At 46.9% G+C, this 20,825-nt stretch carries 18 protein-coding genes; 14 read left to right on the top strand and 4 right to left on the bottom strand.

Annotated features, from left to right (window positions below; all coding sequences use genetic code 11):
* Nucleotides 1-227: 227 nt before the first annotated feature.
* The 5 genes from K401_RS0127620 (at nucleotide 228) to purD (ending at nucleotide 5,748) form a co-directional block, all read left to right on the top strand.
* Nucleotides 228-2,063, top strand: a complete 1,836-nt coding sequence (locus K401_RS0127620; RefSeq protein WP_024295981.1) for a methyl-accepting chemotaxis protein — start codon at nucleotides 228-230, stop codon at nucleotides 2,061-2,063.
* 246 nt (nucleotides 2,064-2,309) lie between these two features.
* Nucleotides 2,310-2,828: a 5-(carboxyamino)imidazole ribonucleotide mutase gene (gene purE / locus K401_RS0127615; RefSeq protein ID WP_024295980.1), complete on the top strand. Its 519-nt coding sequence runs from the start codon at nucleotides 2,310-2,312 to the stop codon at nucleotides 2,826-2,828.
* 24 nt (nucleotides 2,829-2,852) lie between these two features.
* A complete protein-coding gene (gene purM / locus K401_RS0127610; RefSeq protein WP_024295979.1) occupies nucleotides 2,853-3,878 on the top strand; it encodes a phosphoribosylformylglycinamidine cyclo-ligase in 1,026 nt (341 codons plus the stop codon).
* Nucleotides 3,872-4,474 carry a phosphoribosylglycinamide formyltransferase gene (gene purN, locus K401_RS0127605; protein WP_024295978.1) on the top strand — a complete coding sequence of 201 codons (603 nt, stop codon included), beginning with the start codon at nucleotides 3,872-3,874 and terminating at the stop codon, nucleotides 4,472-4,474. The genes purM and purN overlap by 7 nt, the downstream gene beginning before the upstream one ends.
* On the top strand, nucleotides 4,471-5,748 hold the full coding sequence (purD, locus tag K401_RS0127600; RefSeq protein ID WP_024295977.1) for a phosphoribosylamine--glycine ligase: 1,278 nt from the start codon (nucleotides 4,471-4,473) through the stop codon (nucleotides 5,746-5,748). The genes purN and purD overlap by 4 nt, the downstream gene beginning before the upstream one ends.
* Before the next feature lie 114 nt (nucleotides 5,749-5,862).
* Here purD and K401_RS0127595 read toward each other — a convergent pair whose 3' ends face one another.
* From K401_RS0127595 to K401_RS0127585, 3 genes are all read right to left on the bottom strand, one after another.
* On the bottom strand, nucleotides 5,863-6,042 hold the full coding sequence (locus tag K401_RS0127595) for a hypothetical protein (RefSeq protein WP_024295976.1): 180 nt from the start codon (nucleotides 6,040-6,042) through the stop codon (nucleotides 5,863-5,865).
* Nucleotides 6,039-7,898, bottom strand: coding sequence for a heavy metal translocating P-type ATPase (locus K401_RS0127590; protein ID WP_024295975.1), 1,860 nt, complete (start codon nucleotides 7,896-7,898; stop codon nucleotides 6,039-6,041). Before K401_RS0127590 ends, K401_RS0127595 begins: the two co-directional genes overlap by 4 nt.
* A 117-nt stretch (nucleotides 7,899-8,015) precedes the next feature.
* On the bottom strand, nucleotides 8,016-8,291 hold the full coding sequence (locus K401_RS0127585; RefSeq protein ID WP_024295974.1) for a metal-sensing transcriptional repressor: 276 nt from the start codon (nucleotides 8,289-8,291) through the stop codon (nucleotides 8,016-8,018).
* A gap of 283 nt (nucleotides 8,292-8,574) precedes the next feature.
* Between K401_RS0127585 and K401_RS0127575 the strand changes: the two genes are divergently transcribed.
* The 9 genes from K401_RS0127575 to rd all read left to right on the top strand — a co-directional run bounded on the left by K401_RS0127575 (nucleotide 8,575) and on the right by rd (nucleotide 18,252).
* Complete coding sequence (locus K401_RS0127575; RefSeq protein ID WP_024295973.1) at nucleotides 8,575-10,680, top strand: glycoside hydrolase family 36 protein; 2,106 nt, start codon at nucleotides 8,575-8,577, stop codon at nucleotides 10,678-10,680.
* A gap of 75 nt (nucleotides 10,681-10,755) precedes the next feature.
* Nucleotides 10,756-11,121, top strand: a complete 366-nt coding sequence (locus K401_RS0127570) for a Na-translocating system protein MpsC family protein (protein ID WP_024295972.1) — start codon at nucleotides 10,756-10,758, stop codon at nucleotides 11,119-11,121.
* Between the two features lie 368 nt (nucleotides 11,122-11,489).
* Nucleotides 11,490-13,367, top strand: coding sequence for a DUF4914 family protein (locus K401_RS0127560; RefSeq protein WP_024295971.1), 1,878 nt, complete (start codon nucleotides 11,490-11,492; stop codon nucleotides 13,365-13,367).
* Between the two features lie 140 nt (nucleotides 13,368-13,507).
* Nucleotides 13,508-14,182, top strand: coding sequence for a GntR family transcriptional regulator (locus K401_RS0127555; RefSeq protein ID WP_024295970.1), 675 nt, complete (start codon nucleotides 13,508-13,510; stop codon nucleotides 14,180-14,182).
* Nucleotides 14,183-14,465: 283 nt separating this feature from the next.
* Complete coding sequence (gene uxuA, locus K401_RS0127550) at nucleotides 14,466-15,548, top strand: mannonate dehydratase (protein WP_024295969.1); 1,083 nt, start codon at nucleotides 14,466-14,468, stop codon at nucleotides 15,546-15,548.
* Between the two features lie 13 nt (nucleotides 15,549-15,561).
* A complete protein-coding gene (locus K401_RS0127545; protein WP_024295968.1) occupies nucleotides 15,562-17,175 on the top strand; it encodes a mannitol dehydrogenase family protein in 1,614 nt (537 codons plus the stop codon).
* Nucleotides 17,176-17,276: 101 nt separating this feature from the next.
* On the top strand, nucleotides 17,277-17,618 hold the full coding sequence (locus K401_RS0127540; protein WP_024295967.1) for an arsenate reductase family protein: 342 nt from the start codon (nucleotides 17,277-17,279) through the stop codon (nucleotides 17,616-17,618).
* A 37-nt stretch (nucleotides 17,619-17,655) separates the two neighbouring features.
* A complete protein-coding gene (locus K401_RS0127535) occupies nucleotides 17,656-18,003 on the top strand; it encodes a cupin domain-containing protein (RefSeq protein ID WP_027352298.1) in 348 nt (115 codons plus the stop codon).
* Nucleotides 18,004-18,093: 90 nt separating this feature from the next.
* Nucleotides 18,094-18,252, top strand: a complete 159-nt coding sequence (gene rd / locus K401_RS0127530; protein WP_024295966.1) for a rubredoxin — start codon at nucleotides 18,094-18,096, stop codon at nucleotides 18,250-18,252.
* A 163-nt stretch (nucleotides 18,253-18,415) separates the two neighbouring features.
* Here rd and K401_RS0127525 read toward each other — a convergent pair whose 3' ends face one another.
* Entirely contained in the window at nucleotides 18,416-20,500 is a 2,085-nt protein-coding gene (locus K401_RS0127525; protein WP_024295965.1) for a sodium-translocating pyrophosphatase, read from the bottom strand.
* Nucleotides 20,501-20,825 lie beyond the last annotated feature (325 nt).

Below are 20,825 nucleotides of genomic sequence, written 5' to 3'. Positions count from 1 at the left end.
AAACGAAAAAGTATGCAAATATTCAACAAATTATTTTAAAGTGCTTATAAAATGGAAGAGCCTGCCGATAAGATATACGAAGGTTAAGGTTGAAAGAATAATATCTTTCAACCTTGAGTTTATGAACAGGGTGCCGGCTCTGCGGGGCATAAACTGGATATGCAGATATATCCGGTTGTTTCATCAGTATATAAAAATAGGATAGATAATGTGATTGGAGGACAAAGGTGAAGAATTTAAAGATAGGTAAAAGAATTGGACTTGCTTTTGGAGCTATCCTCGTGCTGTTTTTAATAGTTTCCACCATTTCTGTGGTAAGCTTAAGACAAAACAACGGTAAGTTTGTAGATTTTTTTAACAACGGACATCAGGTCGCAGTTCAGGCTCTTGAAATGAGACGTGATATCCAGTCCGCAGCTAAAAATGTGGGATATGCGACCATGAGCCTTGATTTACAGACCACAGGAGGTTATGTGGATGCTGCGGAGGCAGATCTGGAAGACTTCCAGAAGAGGATGGAGTTTTTAAGAGAAAATTACCAGGGGGACCAATCTCTGGTGGATAGCATTGAAAATACCTTAAATGAGGCTCAGCCTTACAAGGAAGAAGTATTTAGCCTGGCAAGGGAAAACAAGACCAGACAGGCTGCGGATATATTCTTTGAATCATTAGACCCTTATTTCACCAAGGTGCAGGAAGACTTAGTCAAGGTCAGTGATTTTGCCAATGCAAAAGCCGATGATAATTATAAGGACGCTCAGACGCTGGTAGGGATTACTCTGACCACTGTGGTGGCTTTGCAGATCCTTGCGGTGCTTGCCACCCTGGGCTTTTCCATTTTCACCACAAGAGGCATTGTGGCTCCTGTAAAAGAGATCGAGAAGGCTGCGGAGGAGATGTCAAGGGGAAGTCTCCATGTCATGTTGAATTACCAGTCAAAGGACGAGCTGGGCTCTTTGGCTGACAGCATGCGGACCACCATTTCCAATATTGGAAACATGATAGACGATATCAGCAGCATGCTGGGGGCATTGGCGATCGGTGATTTCCAGGTGAACTCCAAGCACCGGGAACAATATGTCATGGATTATGAACCGATCCTTCTGGCTATGCAGTGTATCAGGAACAACTTAAGCGAAGCGCTTTCCCGCATTAACCAGTCGGCCGATCTGGTGGCCAATGGTTCGGAGCAGGTATCTTCCGGCGCCCAGGCATTGTCCCAGGGAGCTGCGGAGCAGGCTTCTTCCGTACAGGAACTTGCAGCTACCATAAGCGATATATCAAACCAGATAAACACCAATGCAAAAAATGCGAAAGAGGCACGTTCTACCTCAGAAGAAGCAGCCAGAAACGTGGCAAAGAGCAATGAGAAAATGTCTGAAATGAACCGGGCCATGACGGAGATCAGCGATAAATCCAATGAAATCGGAAAAATCATAAAGACCATTGAAGATATTGCATTCCAGACCAATATCCTGGCACTGAATGCTGCCGTTGAAGCTGCCCGCGCCGGGGAAGCCGGAAAGGGTTTTGCAGTTGTGGCAGATGAAGTGCGCAACCTTGCAAGCAAGTCAGGGGAAGCGGCAAAGAATACCACGCTGCTCATTGAGGAAAGCATGCAGGCGGTGGAAAATGGAACCAGAATCACTTCTGAGACAACCCGGGCCATGCAGGCGGTTGTGGAAGGCAGCCAGCGTATTAATGCGATCATTGAGGAAATCGCAATGGCTTCTGATATGCAGGCGGCGGCAGTTGACCAGGTAGCGCAAGGAATTGATCAGATATCCTGCGTGGTTCAGACCAACTCAGCCACAGCAGAACAGAGTGCGGCAGCAAGTGAGGAACTGTCAGGTCAGGCACAGATTATGAAGGGACTTGTTGAGGGCTTTAAGCTTTATGATGGAGAGCTGGAAGAAGAGACTTCCAAGTCCGCAGCAGAGCCCAAAGCCAGGAAATCTTCTTCGGAAATGCCGGTTTACGTGGAACACAGGGAGGATCCGGTCCTTACCATTGATCCGGTTTATTTTGAAGAGCCTTCCGCATTTGGCGGCGGAAAGTATTAACCATACATAGCAGGCGGAAGGGCCGGAGAGAATGTTACATATCTTTCCGGTTCTCCCGCCCTTTTTATGCTCTTGTGAATGAGCTTAAATTTTTAAAGAAAACCATTGACTCAGCAGAAAAAAACTAGTATTATAATTAATAAGAAATGGTTAATTAATAAGCGATAATTATTAGCAAAACTAATAAACTGCATTACTGCAAATAATGAGTAATCACATCAAACAAAATCAAAAGGAGAATTTACTATGGCAAAGGTATCAATTGTTATGGGAAGTGATTCTGATATGCCTGTTATGGCTCAGGCGGCAGATGTATTAAAAAAATTCGGGGTGGAGTTTGAGATGACAGTGATTTCCGCCCATAGGGAACCGGATATATTTTTCGAATATGCCAAGACGGCGGAGGCAAGAGGCGTAAAGGTTATTATTGCCGGTGCGGGGAAGGCAGCTCATCTTCCTGGAATGTGCGCCGCCCTGTTTCCCATGCCTGTGATCGGCATTCCCATGAAGACCTCTGACCTTGGAGGAGTGGATTCTCTTTATTCTATTGTGCAGATGCCTTCCGGAGTTCCGGTTGCCACGGTTGCCATAGGCGGCGGAACCAATGCAGGGATCCTTGCGGCTAAAATTTTAGCAGTGGGTGATGGAGAGCTTTTGGGAAGACTGAAGGAATATTCTGAAAATCTTAAAAATGAAGTTTCAGAAAAAGCGGAGAAGCTGGACCAGATCGGCTATAAGGAATATTTATCCCAGATGAAGAAGTGAGAAAATCGGAGGCGAGGAGAAAAAATGGATTATAAGAATGCCGGAGTGGACATTGAAGCCGGATATAAGTCGGTGGAATTGATGAAAAAGCATGTGCAGGAAACCATGAGGCCGGAGGTTCTGGGAGGGATCGGAGGATTTTCGGGAGCATTTTCCATGTCAGCTTTTAAGAATATGGAAAAGCCCACCCTTGTATCAGGAACCGACGGGGTTGGTACAAAGCTGAAGCTTGCATTTTTAATGGACAGGCATGATACTATTGGCATCGACTGCGTGGCCATGTGCGTCAATGATATTGCCTGCGCAGGCGGCGAACCCTTATTTTTCCTGGATTATATCGCCTGCGGCAGGAATTACCCGGAAAAGATCGCCCAGATTGTAAGCGGAGTTGCCAATGGATGCAAACAGGCTCATGCTGCGTTGATCGGCGGTGAGACTGCGGAAATGCCGGGATTTTATCCGGAAGATGAATACGACCTGGCCGGTTTTGCAGTAGGCGTGGTGGATGAGAAGGATCTTATCACCGGGGCTGATGTGAAGGAGGGAGATGTGCTCATTGGTATGGCATCTTCCGGCATTCACAGCAATGGTTTTTCTCTGGTACGCAAGGTATTTGACATGACAAAGGAAAGCCTGGACACTTATTATGAGGAATTGGGAAAAACTCTTGGAGAGGTACTGATCGCTCCTACTAGGATTTATGTAGATGCATTGAAACGTGTAAAGAAAAGCGGAGCAGTGATCAAAGCCTGCAGTCACATTACCGGAGGCGGTTTTTACGAGAATATCCCCCGTATGCTGCCGGAGGGCATCCGCGCTGTTGTGGATAAAGACAGTTATAAAGTGCCTGCCATCTTTAAGCTGCTGGCAGAAAAAGGCGATATTGAGGAAGAAATCATGTACAATACCTATAACATGGGAATCGGAATGATTCTTGCAGTAAGCCCGTCAGATGTGGATACAGCCATGGAGGCAATCCGTGAGGCAGGAGAGCTTCCTTATGTGATCGGCCGTATAGAAAGAGGAGAGAAGGGTGTGACTTTATGCTGAGAGTCGGCGTGCTGGTTTCCGGCGGAGGAACCAACCTTCAGGCAGTTTTAGATGCCATGGACTGCGGAAGCATCACCAATGCAGAGATAAAGGTGGTCATCAGCAACAACCGGAATGCTTATGCCCTGGAAAGGGCCAGAAATCATGGAATTCCGGCTTTCTGCATTTCTCCCGGAGATTTTAAGGGGAGAGAGGAGTTTTATGAGGAACTTCTTTTAAAGATAGACGAATACTGCCTTGACCTGATTGTTCTTGCCGGATATCTGGTCACGGTTCCGGCGGCTATGATACAAAAGTACAAGAACCGGATCATCAACGTTCATCCCTCCCTTATCCCGGCTTTTTGCGGAAAGGGGTATTATGGGCTTAAGGTGCACGAAGCTGCCCTGGCCCGGGGAGTGAAGGTTACTGGAGCAACAGTCCACTATGTTGATGAGGGGATGGATACTGGTCCGATTCTTTTGCAGAAGGCAGTTGAAGTTTTAAAAGGAGATACGCCGGAGTCATTGCAGCGGCGTGTCATGGAAGAGGCAGAGTGGCAGATCCTTCCCCAGGCCATACAACTGATTGCAAACGGACAGGAGGAATCGCGATGAAGGTCTTGATCATAGGCGGCGGCGGGCGTGAACATGCCATTGCATGGAAGACAGCCCAAAGCCCTAAGGTGGATAAATTATATTGTGCCCCTGGAAACGCAGGGATCGGAGAGATTGCGGAATGCGTTGACATCGGAGTAATGGATTTTGACAGGCAGGTGGCCTTTGCCAGGGAAAAGGGGATCGATCTGACTATTATAGGGCCGGATGATCCTTTGGTAGCAGGAGCTGTGGATGCGTTTGAAGCAGCCGGGCTTCGGGTATTCGGTCCCCGGAAATCTGCGGCTTTGCTGGAAGGATCCAAATCATTTTCCAAGGATCTGATGAAAAAATATGGGATTCCCACAGCAGCATACGAAGTCTTTGACTCCCCGGAGGCTGCCTTAAGCTATCTGGAGACTGCCGGAATGCCCATTGTTTTAAAAGCGGATGGCCTTGCCTTGGGAAAAGGAGTTCTGATCTGCAATACAAGGAAAGAAGCGGAAGACGGAGTAAGAGCCCTGATGCTTGATAAGCGTTTTGGCTCCGCAGGAGACCGGATCGTGGCGGAAGAATTTATGGTTGGCCGGGAGGTATCTGTGCTCTCCTTTGTGGATGGAAAGACCGTTAAAATCATGACCTCCGCCCAGGATCATAAGCGGGCAAAGGACGGGGACCAGGGCCTTAATACAGGGGGTATGGGAACCTTTTCACCTAGTCCGTTTTATACGGAAGAAGTGGATGAGTTTTGCAAAGCTTATATCTATCAGGCAACAGTAGATGCCATGAAAGCGGAAGGACGGGAATTTAAGGGAATCATATTTTTTGGACTGATGCTGACGGAAAAAGGCCCCAGAGTGTTGGAATACAACGCCAGATTCGGGGATCCGGAGACACAGGTGGTGCTTCCTCGGATGAAAAATGATATTGTGGAGGTTTTTGAAGCCTGTATTGACGGGACTTTGGAAGAAATGGACTTACAGTTTGAAGATAACGCGGCGGTCTGCGTGGTTCTGGCGTCGGAAGGATATCCGGAAATATATGAAAAGGGGTATCCTATTGACGGGCTGGAGGCATTTAAGGACAGGGATGGATACTTTGCCTTTCATGCAGGAAGTAAGCTGGACGGCAATGGAACTGTGGTGACCAACGGCGGCAGAGTGCTGGGAGTGACGGCAGTCGGAAGAGACTTAAAGGAAGCCAGAGAAAAGGCCTATGAGGCAGCGGAGTGGGTTTCTTTTGAGAATAAGTACATGAGACATGATATTGGTAAGGGGATCGATGAAGCCGGCTGATTTTCGGCTTTGGATCAGCCGGAAAAATTAAAAAGCGTAAATGACACCCCCCGGTTTGGGCAGCTGAACCGGGGGGTGTTATATGTACTCTGTCTTTTGTGAAAGATAAACGGTTTATATCACAAATTTCATAACAATAGCCGCAATCGTGAGAACGGCACCGATCATGGATATTGTTCTGTAGATTTTTACTGATTCCAGATCGTCTTTCTCTTTGCGCAGGTAGATCATGCCCCCAAACAGCATCCCCAGACCTACGATTAGGAATAAGATAAATAATAACCATCCGTTCATTTTATTTTCCTCCATTTTAATAGCAGTGATGAATTAATAATAACGGCGACTGAGCCGGCATTGTGTACCAGCGCCCCCAGCACCGGGGTTAAGACACCTGTAATGGCAAGAGCGATGGCAATAAAATTCAGCATCATGGATGCGGTAAGGTTGACCCTGATTGTCTTCATCGTCTTTTTTGCCAGCTGCAGGAGATGAGGGATTTCCCTGATATCGTCGCCCACCAGGACGATGTCCGCTGCATCGATGGCAATATCACTGCCAATGCCGCCCATAGCAATGCCCACCAGGGCGCTTTTCAGAGCCGGTGCATCGTTTATGCCGTCACCTACCATGCAAACCGGTTCGCCTTGTTCCTGAAACCGGCGGATTTCCTCCAGCTTCTTTTCCGGCAGGCAGTCCGCCCGTACATCCTGGATTTTTGCAGCCGCAGCTATATGAGAAGCAGCGGCTTCCGTGTCTCCTGTCAGCAGTACTGTCTTCACTCCGGTTTGGTGAATTGCTTCCACCATCTGGGCAGAGTCAGGACGCAGGGTATCTGACAGCGCGATCATGCCGGCGGCAGCCTGATTCCTTGCAATATAGATGATGGTGGATCCGTCTGCCTTTGCCTTTCTTGCAGATGCCTGAAGTTTCTCTGAAATAGAAATTTTCTGCTCTGTCATGAATGCTTCATTTCCAGCGAGAATTTTCTGCCCGGAAACCTGGGCAGCAACACCTCGCCCGGCCAGCAGCTTAAATTCCTCCGGCTGTACCGGCATGGTACCGGTCTTTTGCCGGTAGTCGGCAACAATTGCTTTGCCTAAGGGATGTTCCGAACGTGATTCCGCTGAAGCAGCTAAGGTAAGCAGTGCCTTTTCCTCTAATTCCGGATCCATACTATGTATCTGCGTTACGGCAGGTTTCCCGTAGGTAAGGGTACCGGTTTTGTCAAAAGCAATGCGCTTTACCTGGGACAGCCGCTCCAAAGCATCCCCCTCCCGGACGAGTATCCCCCATTTTGCTGCGTTTCCGATACCGGCCACAATGGCGGTGGGAGTGGCGAGCACCAGTGCACAGGGACAGAATACAACCAAAATAGTAACAGAACGTATGACTTCCCCTGTAACAAACCAGGTAATTGCGGCGGCCAGCAATGCGATTACAACGATCCATGTCGCCCAACGGTCAGCAATGCCCACGATTTTTGCTTTTCCGGCGTCAGCGGACTCTACCAGGCGGATCATTCGCTGCAAGGAGCTGTCCTCGCCGACTTTTTGTGCGGTCATGTCAAAGGTACCGAATTGATTGACTGTTCCGCTGAATACCTCATCGCCTTCGCTTTTGTCCACAGGAAGGGATTCTCCTGTCATGACAGACTGATCGATGGAAGTCTGCCCCTTGAGGATGGCACCGTCAACAGCAATGGTTTCTCCAGCCAATACGCGAAGCACATCTCCGATTTTTACCTGTTCAGCAGGAATGATCTCTTCTTTGCATTCCCGCACCACACGGGCGGTGGTGGGTGTTAAATGAACCAGTTTTTCAATGCCTGCACGGGCATTGGCCACCGTGCGTTCCTCCAGATAAGCTCCAATGGCCATAATAAATGCCACTTCTCCGGCCGCAAAGATCTCTCCGATGACAATAGACGCAACAAGCGCAATGGATACCAGAACATCCGCCTTAATGTCAAATTCCGTGACCAACTGGGCGGCAGCCCCTTTTACAATGGGAATGCCGCAGAGTAAAATAGCTGCCCACGCCGGGTCAACCGGAAAATTACCAATATGAAAAAAGCTGACGATCAGTGCGGGAGCAGATAGGATGAGGAAAAGCACAGTCCGTTTTTCGTCATCTTTTATAAATGAAATCAAGTTAACACTCCTTTCCATACCTATGGGGGTATGGGTATATTATACCCATGGGGGTATGGCTTGTCAATAAAAAAACAGTTGCTTTGAAAAGCAACTGTCTTTTATTATTTGATTTCCTTATGACATTCTTGAAAAGTGTTCAACGGCCTTGGCAAAATCCGCTATGGTTTTTTCCGCGTCTCCATGCTCAATGCCTTCCCGGACGCAGTGGTTTAAATGGCCTTCCAAAATCACCTGGCCTACCTTATGCAAAGCATTTTTTGCGGCGTTTATTTGAATGAGGACATCTTCACAGGGAACATCCTCGTCTACCATTTTATCAATAGCATGAAGCTGTCCCATGATTTTGTTCAGGCGTCTGTGCAAATTTTGAGAATCCATGCATTGCCGCATAAGCTCACCTCCTTTATACCCATGGGGGTATGCATACAGTATACCATTTTTACCTGATACCGTCAACAACCCAAAGCTTAAAACAGAAAGGAATGAAATGTGAAAAGACTTTCTGTTTTCATATGGCACAGCAATCTAAAATTTGGTATACTGACATCAAAAATGAAAAGAAAATCAAGGGAAAGCAATACATTAAGGTATAGAACCGCCAGCAGCTGATCAGGGATCTAAAGGATGAGGTTCCTGTCTTACAGCTGTGGTAAAAGGTTAAAAGGGGGCCCATATGGACAGAATATTAAAAGAATACATATTAGGAGACATGATTGCACGCTATTATCTGGATGAGGAACAGCATGTTGGGCTGGAATTATATCCAGGGGATATGCCGGTTCCAAAGAATCCAGGAAAAAGGGCAAAGCTTGACGCCATGGTGCAGATAAAACTGGCAGGGGATATTTATAATGGAGCCTATGCTCCGGGCAATACTCTGCGAAACGGGGAAAGCACAGACCGTCTCCGCTATAAGAGCCAGGAAGTGATCATGGAAGGGGACTCACAGACGATCCTTACATGCCTGTGGGATGAACGGGGCTATGAAGTGCGGCACTCCCTTGAATGGGAAAAAGGGCAGACATGGGTGGAAATGTGGAATGAGCTGCTTAATGAAAGCAGGTTCCCTATAGAGGTGGAGATGATTTCCAGCTTTTCCCTGACAGGCATCTCCCCTTACCTGGAAGGCGACGGCCATAATCAGGTGATGGTGCACCGCCTGATGAGCCGGTGGAGCCAGGAAGGAAGACTTACCAGCCAGACCATGGAGGAGCTTCAGCTGGATACCTCCTGGTCCAGGGAGGCGGTAAGATGTGAACGATTCGGACAGGTAGGTTCCTTACCCGTAAACCGTTATTTCCCGTTCCTGGCCATGGAAGATAAGAAAAATCATGTGTTTTGGGGCGTCCAGCTGGCCCACGGCGCCTCCTGGCAGATGGAAATTTACCGTGTTGATGAAAACATTGCCATCAGCGGAGGACTTTCTGACAGGGAATTCGGTCATTGGATGAAAACAGTCAGGCCCGGAGAGTCATTTGTGACTCCAAAGGCCATTGGAACGGTATGCCGAACGGACTCTGTCGATATTTTAACAAAGAGGCTTACTGATGCAGGGCAAAAGGCAGCGGATGAGGGGCCTGACCCGGAACAGGACCTTCCCATGGTGTTTAATGAATACTGCACCACCTGGGGCTGTCCGTCCCATGAAAACATCCGGAAGATTCTGGAATCCATAAAGGAGAAAGGTTTTTCCTATTTTGTCATTGACTGCGGCTGGTACAAGGAGGCCGGGGTTCCCTGGGATATCAGCATGGGGGATTACCATGTATCCCGGGAGCTGTTCCCAGAGGGATTGGAAAAAACCGTAAAGGCAATCAAAGAGGCAGGCCTAAAGCCCGGCATATGGTTTGAGATCGAAAATGTGGGAAAGGCTTCTATGGCCTATCAGATGGAGGAGCATCTTCTGCACTTAGATGGAAGGGTGCTCACCACCACCAGGCGGAGGTTCTGGGACATGAACGATCCATGGGTGGAGGAGTATTTAACGGAAAGGGTCATCGGCCTTTTAAAGAAGTATGGTTTTGAGTATATGAAAATCGACTACAATGATACCATTGGAATGGGCTGCGACGGCTATGAGTCCATAGGAGAGGGGCTGCGGAAAAACGTGGAAAAATCCTATGAATTCCTGGAAAAAGTGAAACGGGAAATCCCAGGGATCGTGCTGGAAAATTGCGCCTCCGGCGGACACCGGTTAGAGCCCCGTTTTATGGCTGCCACAAGTATGGCTTCCTTTTCCGATGCTCATGAATGTGAGGAGATCCCCATCATTGCGGCCAACCTCCATCGGGCCATCCTGCCCCGGCAGAGCCAGATCTGGGCGGTGGTCAGGGAACAGGATTCCTTAAAACGGATCGCCTATTCTGTAATCAATACCTTTCTGGGGAGGCTGTGCTTATCGGGGGACGTGACAAAGCTGGATAAAAAACAATGGGAAGTCATTGAACTGGGAATGAGTTTCTATAAAAAAATTATTCCTGTCATAAAGAGCGGGCAGTCATACCGGTTTGGGCCGGATGTAGCGAGCATACGCCATCCGGAGGGCTGGCAGGCCGTGGTCCGTATAGGGGAAGACGGAGAGAAGGCCTGTGTCATCCTGCATACATTTGACGGCAGTCTGTCGGAGCAGATTGAGATCCCTCTTCCTCCAGGGTGTCCGGTGGATGTAATTGAGGTATATTCGGACACACGGGAAGAGGTTTTCGTTAAAAATAACGTATTCCGGTATCGGCCCAAGGAAAACAGGAAGGCAGTGGCAGTGCTGCTAAAAAGAATATAGGTTTACTTTCGTTTCATAAAAAGTCATTGACATGGTCGGTTTTTCATGATATTGTATCTGACAGGTGATGCGATTATGACAAAAGGTCAATTAGAAGCCAGGATCAGTGAAATTGTCAGCAAATTTGAAGTGGAATATATGGGAAGGGGTCCAAAGACCATCCGCACCTATATTTTAAGTGATATGATTATTGTCAGATTAATAGGATTTTTAAGTCCTTCTGAGAAAAAGCTGACAGAGAGTCCGCAGGGCGTCGAATTACTTAAGAAAGTCCGCACTTCATTATTTGAGGGCGGCAGGGAATATCTGGAAAAATTATTAGCAGATATCATGGATGCAGCGATAGTCAGCACTCACTCTGATATCAGCACGAAAACAGGTGAAAAAATCATTGTCATCACTGTTGATAAGAATTTAGAAGAGCTTTTTACAGTTAAATAACACCGGAAGACGTCACAAAGTAGAATTAACATTCTAAGTTGTAAGTAAGCCGATATCCATTTCATGGATATCGGCTTTATATATATCACAGGAAGGAGGCGATGAAAGGATATAAGACGGAAATGAAGGGAAATCCCTGGGGTTTTCCCGTTATAACGGAAGGTACGGGCATGAGAAGGGGAAGGTTTTTCCAGACAGCCCCGGATTGATCACATGCCTGGAATATTAAAATAGAAACTATGTAATACTTAATAAAATTGGGAACAAAGGTTGAAGAGAATCACAATTAATTACATGGTTTGTGCCGGCCCCATGTACGGCGCAAATTTCAGATGTGCATAAGGGCGTGCGCAGGAACGGAGGAAAATATGCTGGAATCTTTACGTGATATGAATTTACCCGAATATGTACAGGACATATTGGCTCAGTCAAAAGGTGTTGTTATTCCAAAGACAAGGGAAGAGCTGCTGACCCTGGCAATGGGAAATGCAGAGAATACCGAGTTTCGCATTGAATATGAAGTGAAAGGCAAAGGCACGGTATTGGAAGCAACCGCTACAAAGTGTAAAAACGGTGTTGTGGTCAATTATACGGATGACTATATGAGAAGGCGTGATCCGGACTGTCTGCTGATTGCAGATAAGAAGCCAACGGATAAACCCAGATATGAGGAGGTTTATCCGTCTGATTTTGATTCCTTAAGAACGGAAACCTTTGACTGGCTGAAAAATCAGGAGCTGATTTTTTTCCCATTTAAATCAGGCGGACTTGAATATGGATATGATTCGATTTTGATCTCGCCGTTAAACGCAGGTTTTTTTGCTGCCGGACTTGCAGATTTGCAGGGATTTTTAAATATTGACGAGATTTCTTCCGGCTTTGAGCCAAGAGCCGTTGTTTTTCTGGCTCCTCCATTCAGACATACTCATTTTGACGGAAAGCAGATCGTTGTCCATAACCGTCTGGAGGAAATTCATGAAGTATATTCCTATAATTTATATCCTGGCCCAAGCGCCAAAAAGGGAATTTACGGAGTTCTTCTAAATATCGGTGAAGAGGAAGGCTGGGTGACTGCTCATGCATCAACCGTAAAAGTCATCACCCCTTATGACAATGAGATCGTGATCATGCACGAAGGCGCCTCAGGCGGCGGGAAAAGTGAAATGATCGAAGACATCCACAAAGAAATGGATGGCAGAGCTATCTTAGGCAGAAATACGGTGACTGGTGAAAAGAACTATCTGGTATTAAATGAAACCTGTGATCTCATACCTGTGACAGATGATATGGCATTGTGCCATCCGAAAATGCAGAATGACAGCAAAAAGCTGGTTGTCAAGGATGCAGAATCCGCATGGTTTCTGCGGTTGGATAATATCAAATGCTACGGTACTTCACCCCAATATGAAAAAATACTGATCCAGCCGGAAGAGCCTCTTATTTTCTTAAATATGCAGGCAGTAGCCGGTGCAACCTGTCTGGTTTGGGAGCATACCCTGGATCAGAACGGAAAACCCTGCCCCAACCCCCGTGTCATTTTACCAAGAAGGCTGGTTCCCAAGGCCATTGACACTCCTGTGGAAGTGGATGTGAGAAGCTTTGGCGTACGGACTCCCGCATGTACAAAGGAAAACCCCACCTACGGAATCCTTGGAATTCTGCACATCCTGCCCCCCGCCCTGGCCTGGTTATGGCGTCTGGTGGCACCAAGGGGATTTAACAATCCAAGCATTATTGATTCTCTGGAAATGACCAGTGAAGGCGTCGGCTCTTACTGGCCTTTTGCAACCGGTAAAATGGTGACTCAGGCCAACCTGCTCCTTGACCAGATTTTGCATTCGACCAATACCCGGTATGTCCTGATCCCCAACCAGCATATCGGCGCCTATGAGGTGAGCTTTATGCCCCAGTGGGTTGCCAGAGAGTACATTGCCCGCCGCGGCAGCGCCAAGTTTAAACCGGAGCATCTGGTGGAAGCACGCTGTCCGATTCTGGGCTTTGGCCTTGATTCCTTAAAAATTGACGGCCAGTACATCAGAAGAGCATTTTTAAGGCCAGAGACCCAGCAGGAGGTGGGAGTGCAGGGATACGATGCCGGAGCAAAAATACTGACAGACTTCTTTACTCAGGAGCTGATGAAATATTATACCGATGATTTAAATCCGTTAGGAAAGCAGATCATTGATATGTTCCTTGCAGGGGCTACGGTTAAGGAGTACTTGGAAATCCTCCCAATGAGATATTAAAATTCCCCATACAGATCCATTTGCTGCTGCCCGGAGGCCGAAACCTCCGGGCAGCAACGTACTTGTATACTAGTGCTTGACAATGATAAGGATTTCGCTTATTCTATGTATGAACAGAATTTGAGAAAAGAGGTCATGGTATGCGGCTGACAGAACGGTATTCCAAAGAGACAGGAAGGGAATATGCACTGAGGATGTTAAAGGATAACATCATACATCTTGATTTAATTCCCGGGAGCATGTTGAGCGAAAATGAATTATCCGCGGAAATGCATTTGTCCCGGACTCCGGTACGGGAAGCCTTAATCGAGCTGTCAAAGGTGAAAATCGTGGAGATTTATCCGCAAAAGGGAAGTGCGGTGGCTTTGATCGATTATAATCTGGTGGAAGAGGCACGTTTTATGCGTAATGTCCTGGAATGCGCAGTTGTGGAGCTGGCCTGTAAGATGGCTGGAAAAGAAGCGGTCATGGAGCTGAAAGAGAATGTAAAGCTTCAGGAGTTTTATTTGGAAAACCGTTCTCCTGAAAAGCTTCTTAAGCTGGATGATGAATTTCACCGGCTGCTGTTTCACATAACCGGCAAAAACCAGGTCTATCAGCTCATGGACAGCATTACCATTCATTTTGACCGGATACGCAGCATGTCACTGATCGCTGTGAAGGATTTGAAAACGATTTCCGACCATCAGGCCATTGTGGAAGCCATAGCTGCTAAGGACGGAGCCATGGCAAAAGAATTGATGGAAAAGCATTTATCCAGATATAAGATCGATGAGGAAGCTCTGAGAAAAGAGTATCCGGGGTATTTTCGTTGATCTGGTTTGATTCATAGAACGTAATTCTTTAAGAATAAATAAGAGCGGCAATAAAAGATGAAAAGGCATCCATCTTTTATTGCTGCTTTTTTTCGTCAGCCTGAAGAGGGTTATTGAAAAATAGGAAAGCTTTGTACATAATGTATAAAAAAAAAGTGGATATTTATTAAATATGCTGATTGAACTACTAGTATACTAGATATATACTAAAAGCAAGACTTAATAGTCATAAATTATTGCGTTTAGAAAAGAATAAGGAGCAAGGAAACGGAGGTATTGCAGCATGAAAATGATTATGCGTTGGTTCCCTTTCGGGGATGACAGCGTGACGCTTGACCAGATCCGTCAGACCCCGGGAGTTTCCGGTGTGGCTACCTGCCTGCCCAAAGTGCCTGTGGGACAGGTTTGGCCCCTGGAGACCATAAAGGCCCTGAAAGAAGAGATCAATGGGGCCGGTCTTGAGATGGAGGTAATTGAAAGCGTCAATATCCATGAGGACATAAAAAAGGGCCTTTCTTCCAGGGATGAGTATATTGATGCTTATATAAAGACCCTGGAGCATTTAAGCCTGGCAGGCGTCAAATGTCTCTGCTATAATTTTATGCCGGTCATGGATTGGGCACGGAGTGACCTGGCTTTTCCGGCAGAGGATGGAAGCTATGTTATGGCATACCGCCATGATGAGGTGCTTCAGATGAATCCGGAAAAGATGGCAAAGGCCATGGAGGGAAAGGCCAGAGGGTATTCCCTGCCGGGCTGGGAACCGGAGAGGCTTTATGCCATGGCTCAGGACATTGAGTTTTACCAGAGCATGACAAGGGAACAGTATTGGAACAATATGAAATATTTTCTGGATGCAGTGGTTCCCTATGCGGAAAAGTATGATATTAAAATGGCGATCCATCCCGATGATCCGCCATGGCCTCTTTATGGGCTTCCAAAGGTCATTACCAATGCAGAAAATATCAGGACATTTCTTGCATTAAACAACAGCCCTTATAATGGACTGACTCTGTGTACAGGCAGTCTGGGAAGTGATTTAAGCAATGACCTTCCAGCTATGATGCGGGAATTTGGAGGTATGAAACGGATCCATTTTGCCCATTTAAGGAATGTACGCCATACTTCGGAAAAGGATTTTGACGAAGCTGCCCACCTTTCTTCCTGCGGGGATTTAGACATGTTCGCCATTGTGGAGGCTTTGTATGAGTCTGGCTTTGAAGGGTATATCCGGCCGGATCACGGCCGCATGATCTGGGGAGAACAGGCCCGTCCGGGATATGGGCTGTACGACCGGGCCATTGGAGCAAATTATCTGCTGGGTCTTTGGGAAGCCATTGATAAAACCCATAAAAATAAAAAATAGGAGGCATGGATTTATGAAACTGAATCAATCCTGTTTAACAAACCGGGAGGCCTGGGAAAAGGCTTCCATAAAGCTGCCGGAATTTGACTGGAAAAAAATGATAAAGACTACGGATGAATCACCCAGATGGATCCATTTTGGAGCAGGAAATATTTTCCGGGGATTTATTGCGGTGCTGCAGCAGCGTCTTCTGGAGGAAGGCCTTGAGGAAAGCGGCATCATAGCGGCAGATACCTTTGATTATGATATCATTGATAAAATATACACTCCCTTTGACAATATGACCATGATGGTCAGCTTAAAACCGGACGGAACCATGGACAGGGAGGTGATTGCCAGCGTTGCCAAAGGCGTAAAGGCCGATGTTGGCAATGAAAAGGATTTCGGATATCTGGCGGAGGCTTTTAAAAATCCGTCTCTTCAGATGGTAAGCTTTACCATTACGGAAAAAGGATATGCCCTGGCAAACTTCCGTGGAGAGCTTTTTCCTGTGGTGGAAAAGGACATGGAAGAAGGACCGGAAAAGGCCTGCCATGCCATGAGCGTGGTCACAGCCCTTCTTCTTAAACGGTATCTTGCAGGAGGCGTTCCCTTGGCACTGGTCAGCATGGACAATTGCAGCCATAACGGGGAGAAGTTAAAAGACAGCGTTGTTTCCATTGCAGGAGCCTGGACAGAAAAGGGCTATGCTCCTGAGGGGTTCCTGGCCTGGATCTCAGATGAAAACAAGGTTTCCTTCCCCTGGACCATGATCGATAAGATCACGCCCCGGCCTGCAGAGGAAGTGCAGCGGTCCCTGGAAGAAGTGGGCATGGAAGACATGGCCCCCATCATTACCAGCAAAAACACCTACATTGCTCCCTTTGTCAATGCGGAGATCCCACAGTACCTGGTAGTAGAAGACAGGTTCCCAAACGGCCGGCCAAAGCTTGAAAAGGCAGGAGCATATTTAACGGACAGAGACACGGTAAACCGGACGGAACGGATGAAGGTCACCACCTGTTTAAATCCCCTTCACACGGCTTTGGCAGTCTTTGGCTGCCTGCTGGGGTATAAAAGCATTGCAGCAGAGATGAGAGATGAGGATTTAAAAGCTCTTGTGGAGAAAATCGGCTACAAAGAGGGGCTGCCGGTGGTTACGGATCCGGGGATCTTAAGTCCGGAGGATTTCATCAGAGAGGTCATTGAATACCGTCTGCCCAATCCCTTTATTCCCGATGCGCCTCAGAGAATTGCCACGGATACAAGCCAGAAGATCCCCATCCGCTTTGGAGAGACCATAAAGGCATATCTGGCAGATGATCAGCTGGATGTGCAGAGCCTGACCGCCATCCCACTGGCCATTGCCGGCTGGCTCCGTTATCTTCTGTGCGTGGATGATGAAGGAAACCCCATGGAGATCAGCAGCGATCCCATGCTTTCAGAATTAAAGGACCAGTTAAAGGGGATTAAGCTGGGAGAACAGCCTGAGGAAAAGGAAGGACTGGAAGAAATCCTGTCCAATCCTGTTCTTTTTGGAACTGATTTAGTTTCAGCAGGCCTTTCTCATAAGATTGAAGCCATGCTTTATGAAATGCTGGAAGGTCCCGGAGCAGTGAGAAAAACGCTGCACCAGTATGTAAAATAAGTTTTTGATCATGAGGAGCCGTTGGTTATGGATTGAAATCAACGGCTCCTTGTGTTAAAATGGGTCTGTTGGAAAAAGAACCGGAAAGGCGGACAAGGCCCATGAACATACAGATTTTTGGAACCGGAAAATGCTTTGAAACCAAGAAAGCGGAGCGATATTTCAAGGAACGGGGAATCAAGTACCAGTTTATTGATATGAAAGAAAAGGGTCTGAGCAAGGGCGAGTACAATGGAGTTAAGCAGGCAGTAGGAGGACTTGACGCCATGCTTGATGAAAACTGTAAGGACCGGGAGGCTCTGGCGCTTATTCAGTACATCGCTGACGAGGACAAGGATGAAAAGGTCTTGGAGAACCAGAAGGTGCTGAAAACTCCCATTGTGAGAAACGGAAGGCAGGCCTCGGTGGGTTACCGGCCGGAAGTGTGGAAGAATTGGAGTTAGGGACTTGCAAAAAGAAAGAAGATAAGGAGAAAACAGGATGAGAGAGCCGGAGAAAAATCAAAAATGGGTATTCAATAAGGATATAGAAGGAGTACAGGCAGCAGAAGGCGTTGTCAGAAAGGTTCTGGCATACTGTGATGGTATGATGTGTGTGGAGAACCAGTTTGAGAAGGGGGCTGTCGGAAAGCTTCACAGCCACCCCCATACCCAGATCACTTATGTTGCCAGCGGAAAATTTGAGTTCACCATAGGAGATGAAAAGAAGGTAGTAGAGGCGGGGGACAGCCTGTTAAAGCAGGATGGCATCGTCCATGGCTGCGTTTGCCTTGAAAAGGGGATATTGGTAGATATTTTTACCCCTATGCGAGAAGATTTTATTTCATAGAATTAAATAGGACATGTGAAACAAACCTATTGATAAAAATGGTATTATATGCTATAAAGAAAGCACAGTGAAGTTAAAGGAGGTGATAGGATGGCAAAGTATGTTTGTGAGCCATGCGGATATGTGTACGATCCTGAAATCGGTGATCCGGATTCTGGTATTGAGCCAGGTACTGCATTTGAAGATTTACCTGAGGACTGGGTTTGTCCAGTTTGCGGAGTTGGTAAGGACATGTTTGTTGAAGAGTAAGATTGCGGCTATTATGCCAGCAATAAAACCTTCAAGCTGTCGGCAAGGATTTTGCCGGGCTTGAAGGTTTTTTGTTTTTAAGAACATTCCAGATTGGGGATTGCCGGGAAAGCATTGTATGTTTCTTTATTGTTTATAAATTACAGGTAGTATGTAGTTTTCATTATAATAAATGGAAAGTCAGGACAAGTGATGCAAATACAATGGAAACCATGGAAGTAAGCTTTATGAGAATGTTGATGGAAGGCCCGGAAGTATCCTTAAAGGGATCTCCCACGGTGTCGCCTACCACAGCGGCTTTATGCTGGCTGCTTCCCTTTCCGCCATGTGCACCCTGTTCAATATATTTCTTTGCATTATCCCATGCGCCTCCGGAGTTAGCCATCATGACTGCAAGAACAAAACCGGTAACAGTATTGCCCGCAAGAAGAGCTGACACGCCTTCCGGCCCTAATAAAAGGCCGATTACGATAGGAATGACCACAGCTATCATGGCCGGTGCGATCATCAGCTTTTGAGCCGATTTTGTACACATATCAACGCAGGAAGCATAATCCGGTTCCGTTTTTCCTTCCATAATACCGGCTATGGTCTGAAATTGACGGCGGACCTCCAATACAATGGATTGTGCGGCCTTGCCTACTGCGTCCATGGTAAGGGCTGCAAACAGGAACGGTAATACACCACCAATTAACAATCCGACCAGTACTTTTGGATTGGTTATAGTTAAATCCAGGTTCAGGTTTGGCTGAATCTGATGCACTTTATCAACATAGGAAGCGATCAGCGCAAGAGCGGTCAAGGCAGCGGAACCGATAGCAAATCCTTTTCCTGTAGCAGCCGTGGTGTTGCCAAGAGAGTCCAGTGCGTCTGTTCTCTGTCTAACGGAAGCATCCATATGTGTCATTTCAGCGATGCCGCCGGCATTATCAGCAATGGGTCCGTAGGCATCCGTTGCCAGTGTAATACCCAGAGTGGACAGCATCCCCACTGCAGACAATCCGATGCCGTAAAGTCCCAGGTTAAAATCATTGGCACCTCCGGAACAATAGTAACTTACAAGTACAGAAATGCTGACGATCACTACCGGTGCGACAGTGGAAAGCATGCCAAGAGATAACCCGCTGATGATGACTGTTGCAGCTCCGGTTTCGCTGGACTGGGCTAATTTTTGGGTTGGGCTGTATGTATCTGATGTGTAATATTCTGTAATAGCTCCGATCAACACGCCGGCAATCAATCCTGAAAGGACGGCAGCATAAAGCCCCATATGGTCAGGAAGCAGCATCCTTATGATAAAAAACGCCGCAATAATAATGACCGCCGCACTGATATAGGTACCGGTTCTAAGGGCCTTTAAAAGATTCTTCTGGGAGGCACCTTCCTCTGTTTTAACAAAAAATGTACCGATAACAGATGCGATAACTCCCAGCGCTGCCAAAAGCATCGGGATGGATACGCCCTTGATTCCATATCCTGCAGCAACTGCAAGAGCTGCCGTTGATACAATAGAACCTACATAAGATTCGTAAAGATCAGCGCCCATTCCGGCTACGTCCCCTACATTATCCCCCACATTATCGGCAATAACAGCAGGATTACGTGGATCGTCTTCGGGAATACCGGCTTCTACCTTACCAACAAGATCAGCTCCCACGTCAGCGGCCTTGGTAAAAATACCTCCGCCGACCCTGGCGAAAAGGGCCATACTGGATGCGCCCATTCCAAAGGTCAGCATATTAGCCGTTATTTCCGTAATGCGCTGGTCTACCGGAAGATTATGAAAAGCAGCATTTAAAATGAAATACCAAATAGAAAGATCCAGAAGTCCAAGCCCGACTACGGTAAAACCCATAACCGAACCGGCTGAGAAGGCCACCTGGAGTCCTTTATTTAAACTTTTTGAAGCTCCTTCTGCTGTTCTGCAGTTAGCCATAGTTGCTGTACGCATTCCTATGAATCCGGACAGACCTGAGAAGAAACCACCCGTTAAAAATGCAAACGGGGTAAAAAAGCTAAGGAAACCATTAAAAGCCATAATTAATAAAATACAAAAAACTGCAATAAAAAAAATTGCGACCCCTGAATACTGGCGTCTTAAGTAGGCATTTGCCCCTTTTCTTACAGCCTCAGAGATCCTGGCCATTTCCGAGGTGCCCTCCGGTTGCTTTTTAACACGAAGGAACATAACCCAGGCAAAGAAAATCCCCAACAATGACCCCATTGATACAAAATAAATTGCATCCATTACTTCATACCTCCTGTTTCGTATTTTGATGACTCCATTATAGTACCAACTAATATATATTTTCAACAGAAAAATAAATAAATTTACTAATAAAAGAGCGAGATTTGGCCAATAATCGTGAAGAAGTCAGGAATTTAATGCTATTTTTTAACACTTTCTTAACGGCATTCTTTAACCGAATCAAGTAAGTCCCCTACTTCAAATGCGAAAAGCATTAAGTAGTGGGTGGGACTTGCTTGTGTCAGGTGGAGTACAAGCTCCACCTGACAGGCAGCGACAGCTGCTGTTCGGTTATGCCCGATAAAGCGGGGCAGGGCCTCCCCCG

The sequence above is a fragment of the Lacrimispora indolis DSM 755 genome (assembly GCF_000526995.1).
GTDB lineage: Bacteria > Bacillota > Clostridia > Lachnospirales > Lachnospiraceae > Lacrimispora > Lacrimispora indolis.
This window is presented reverse-complemented; position numbering and strand designations above follow the sequence as displayed.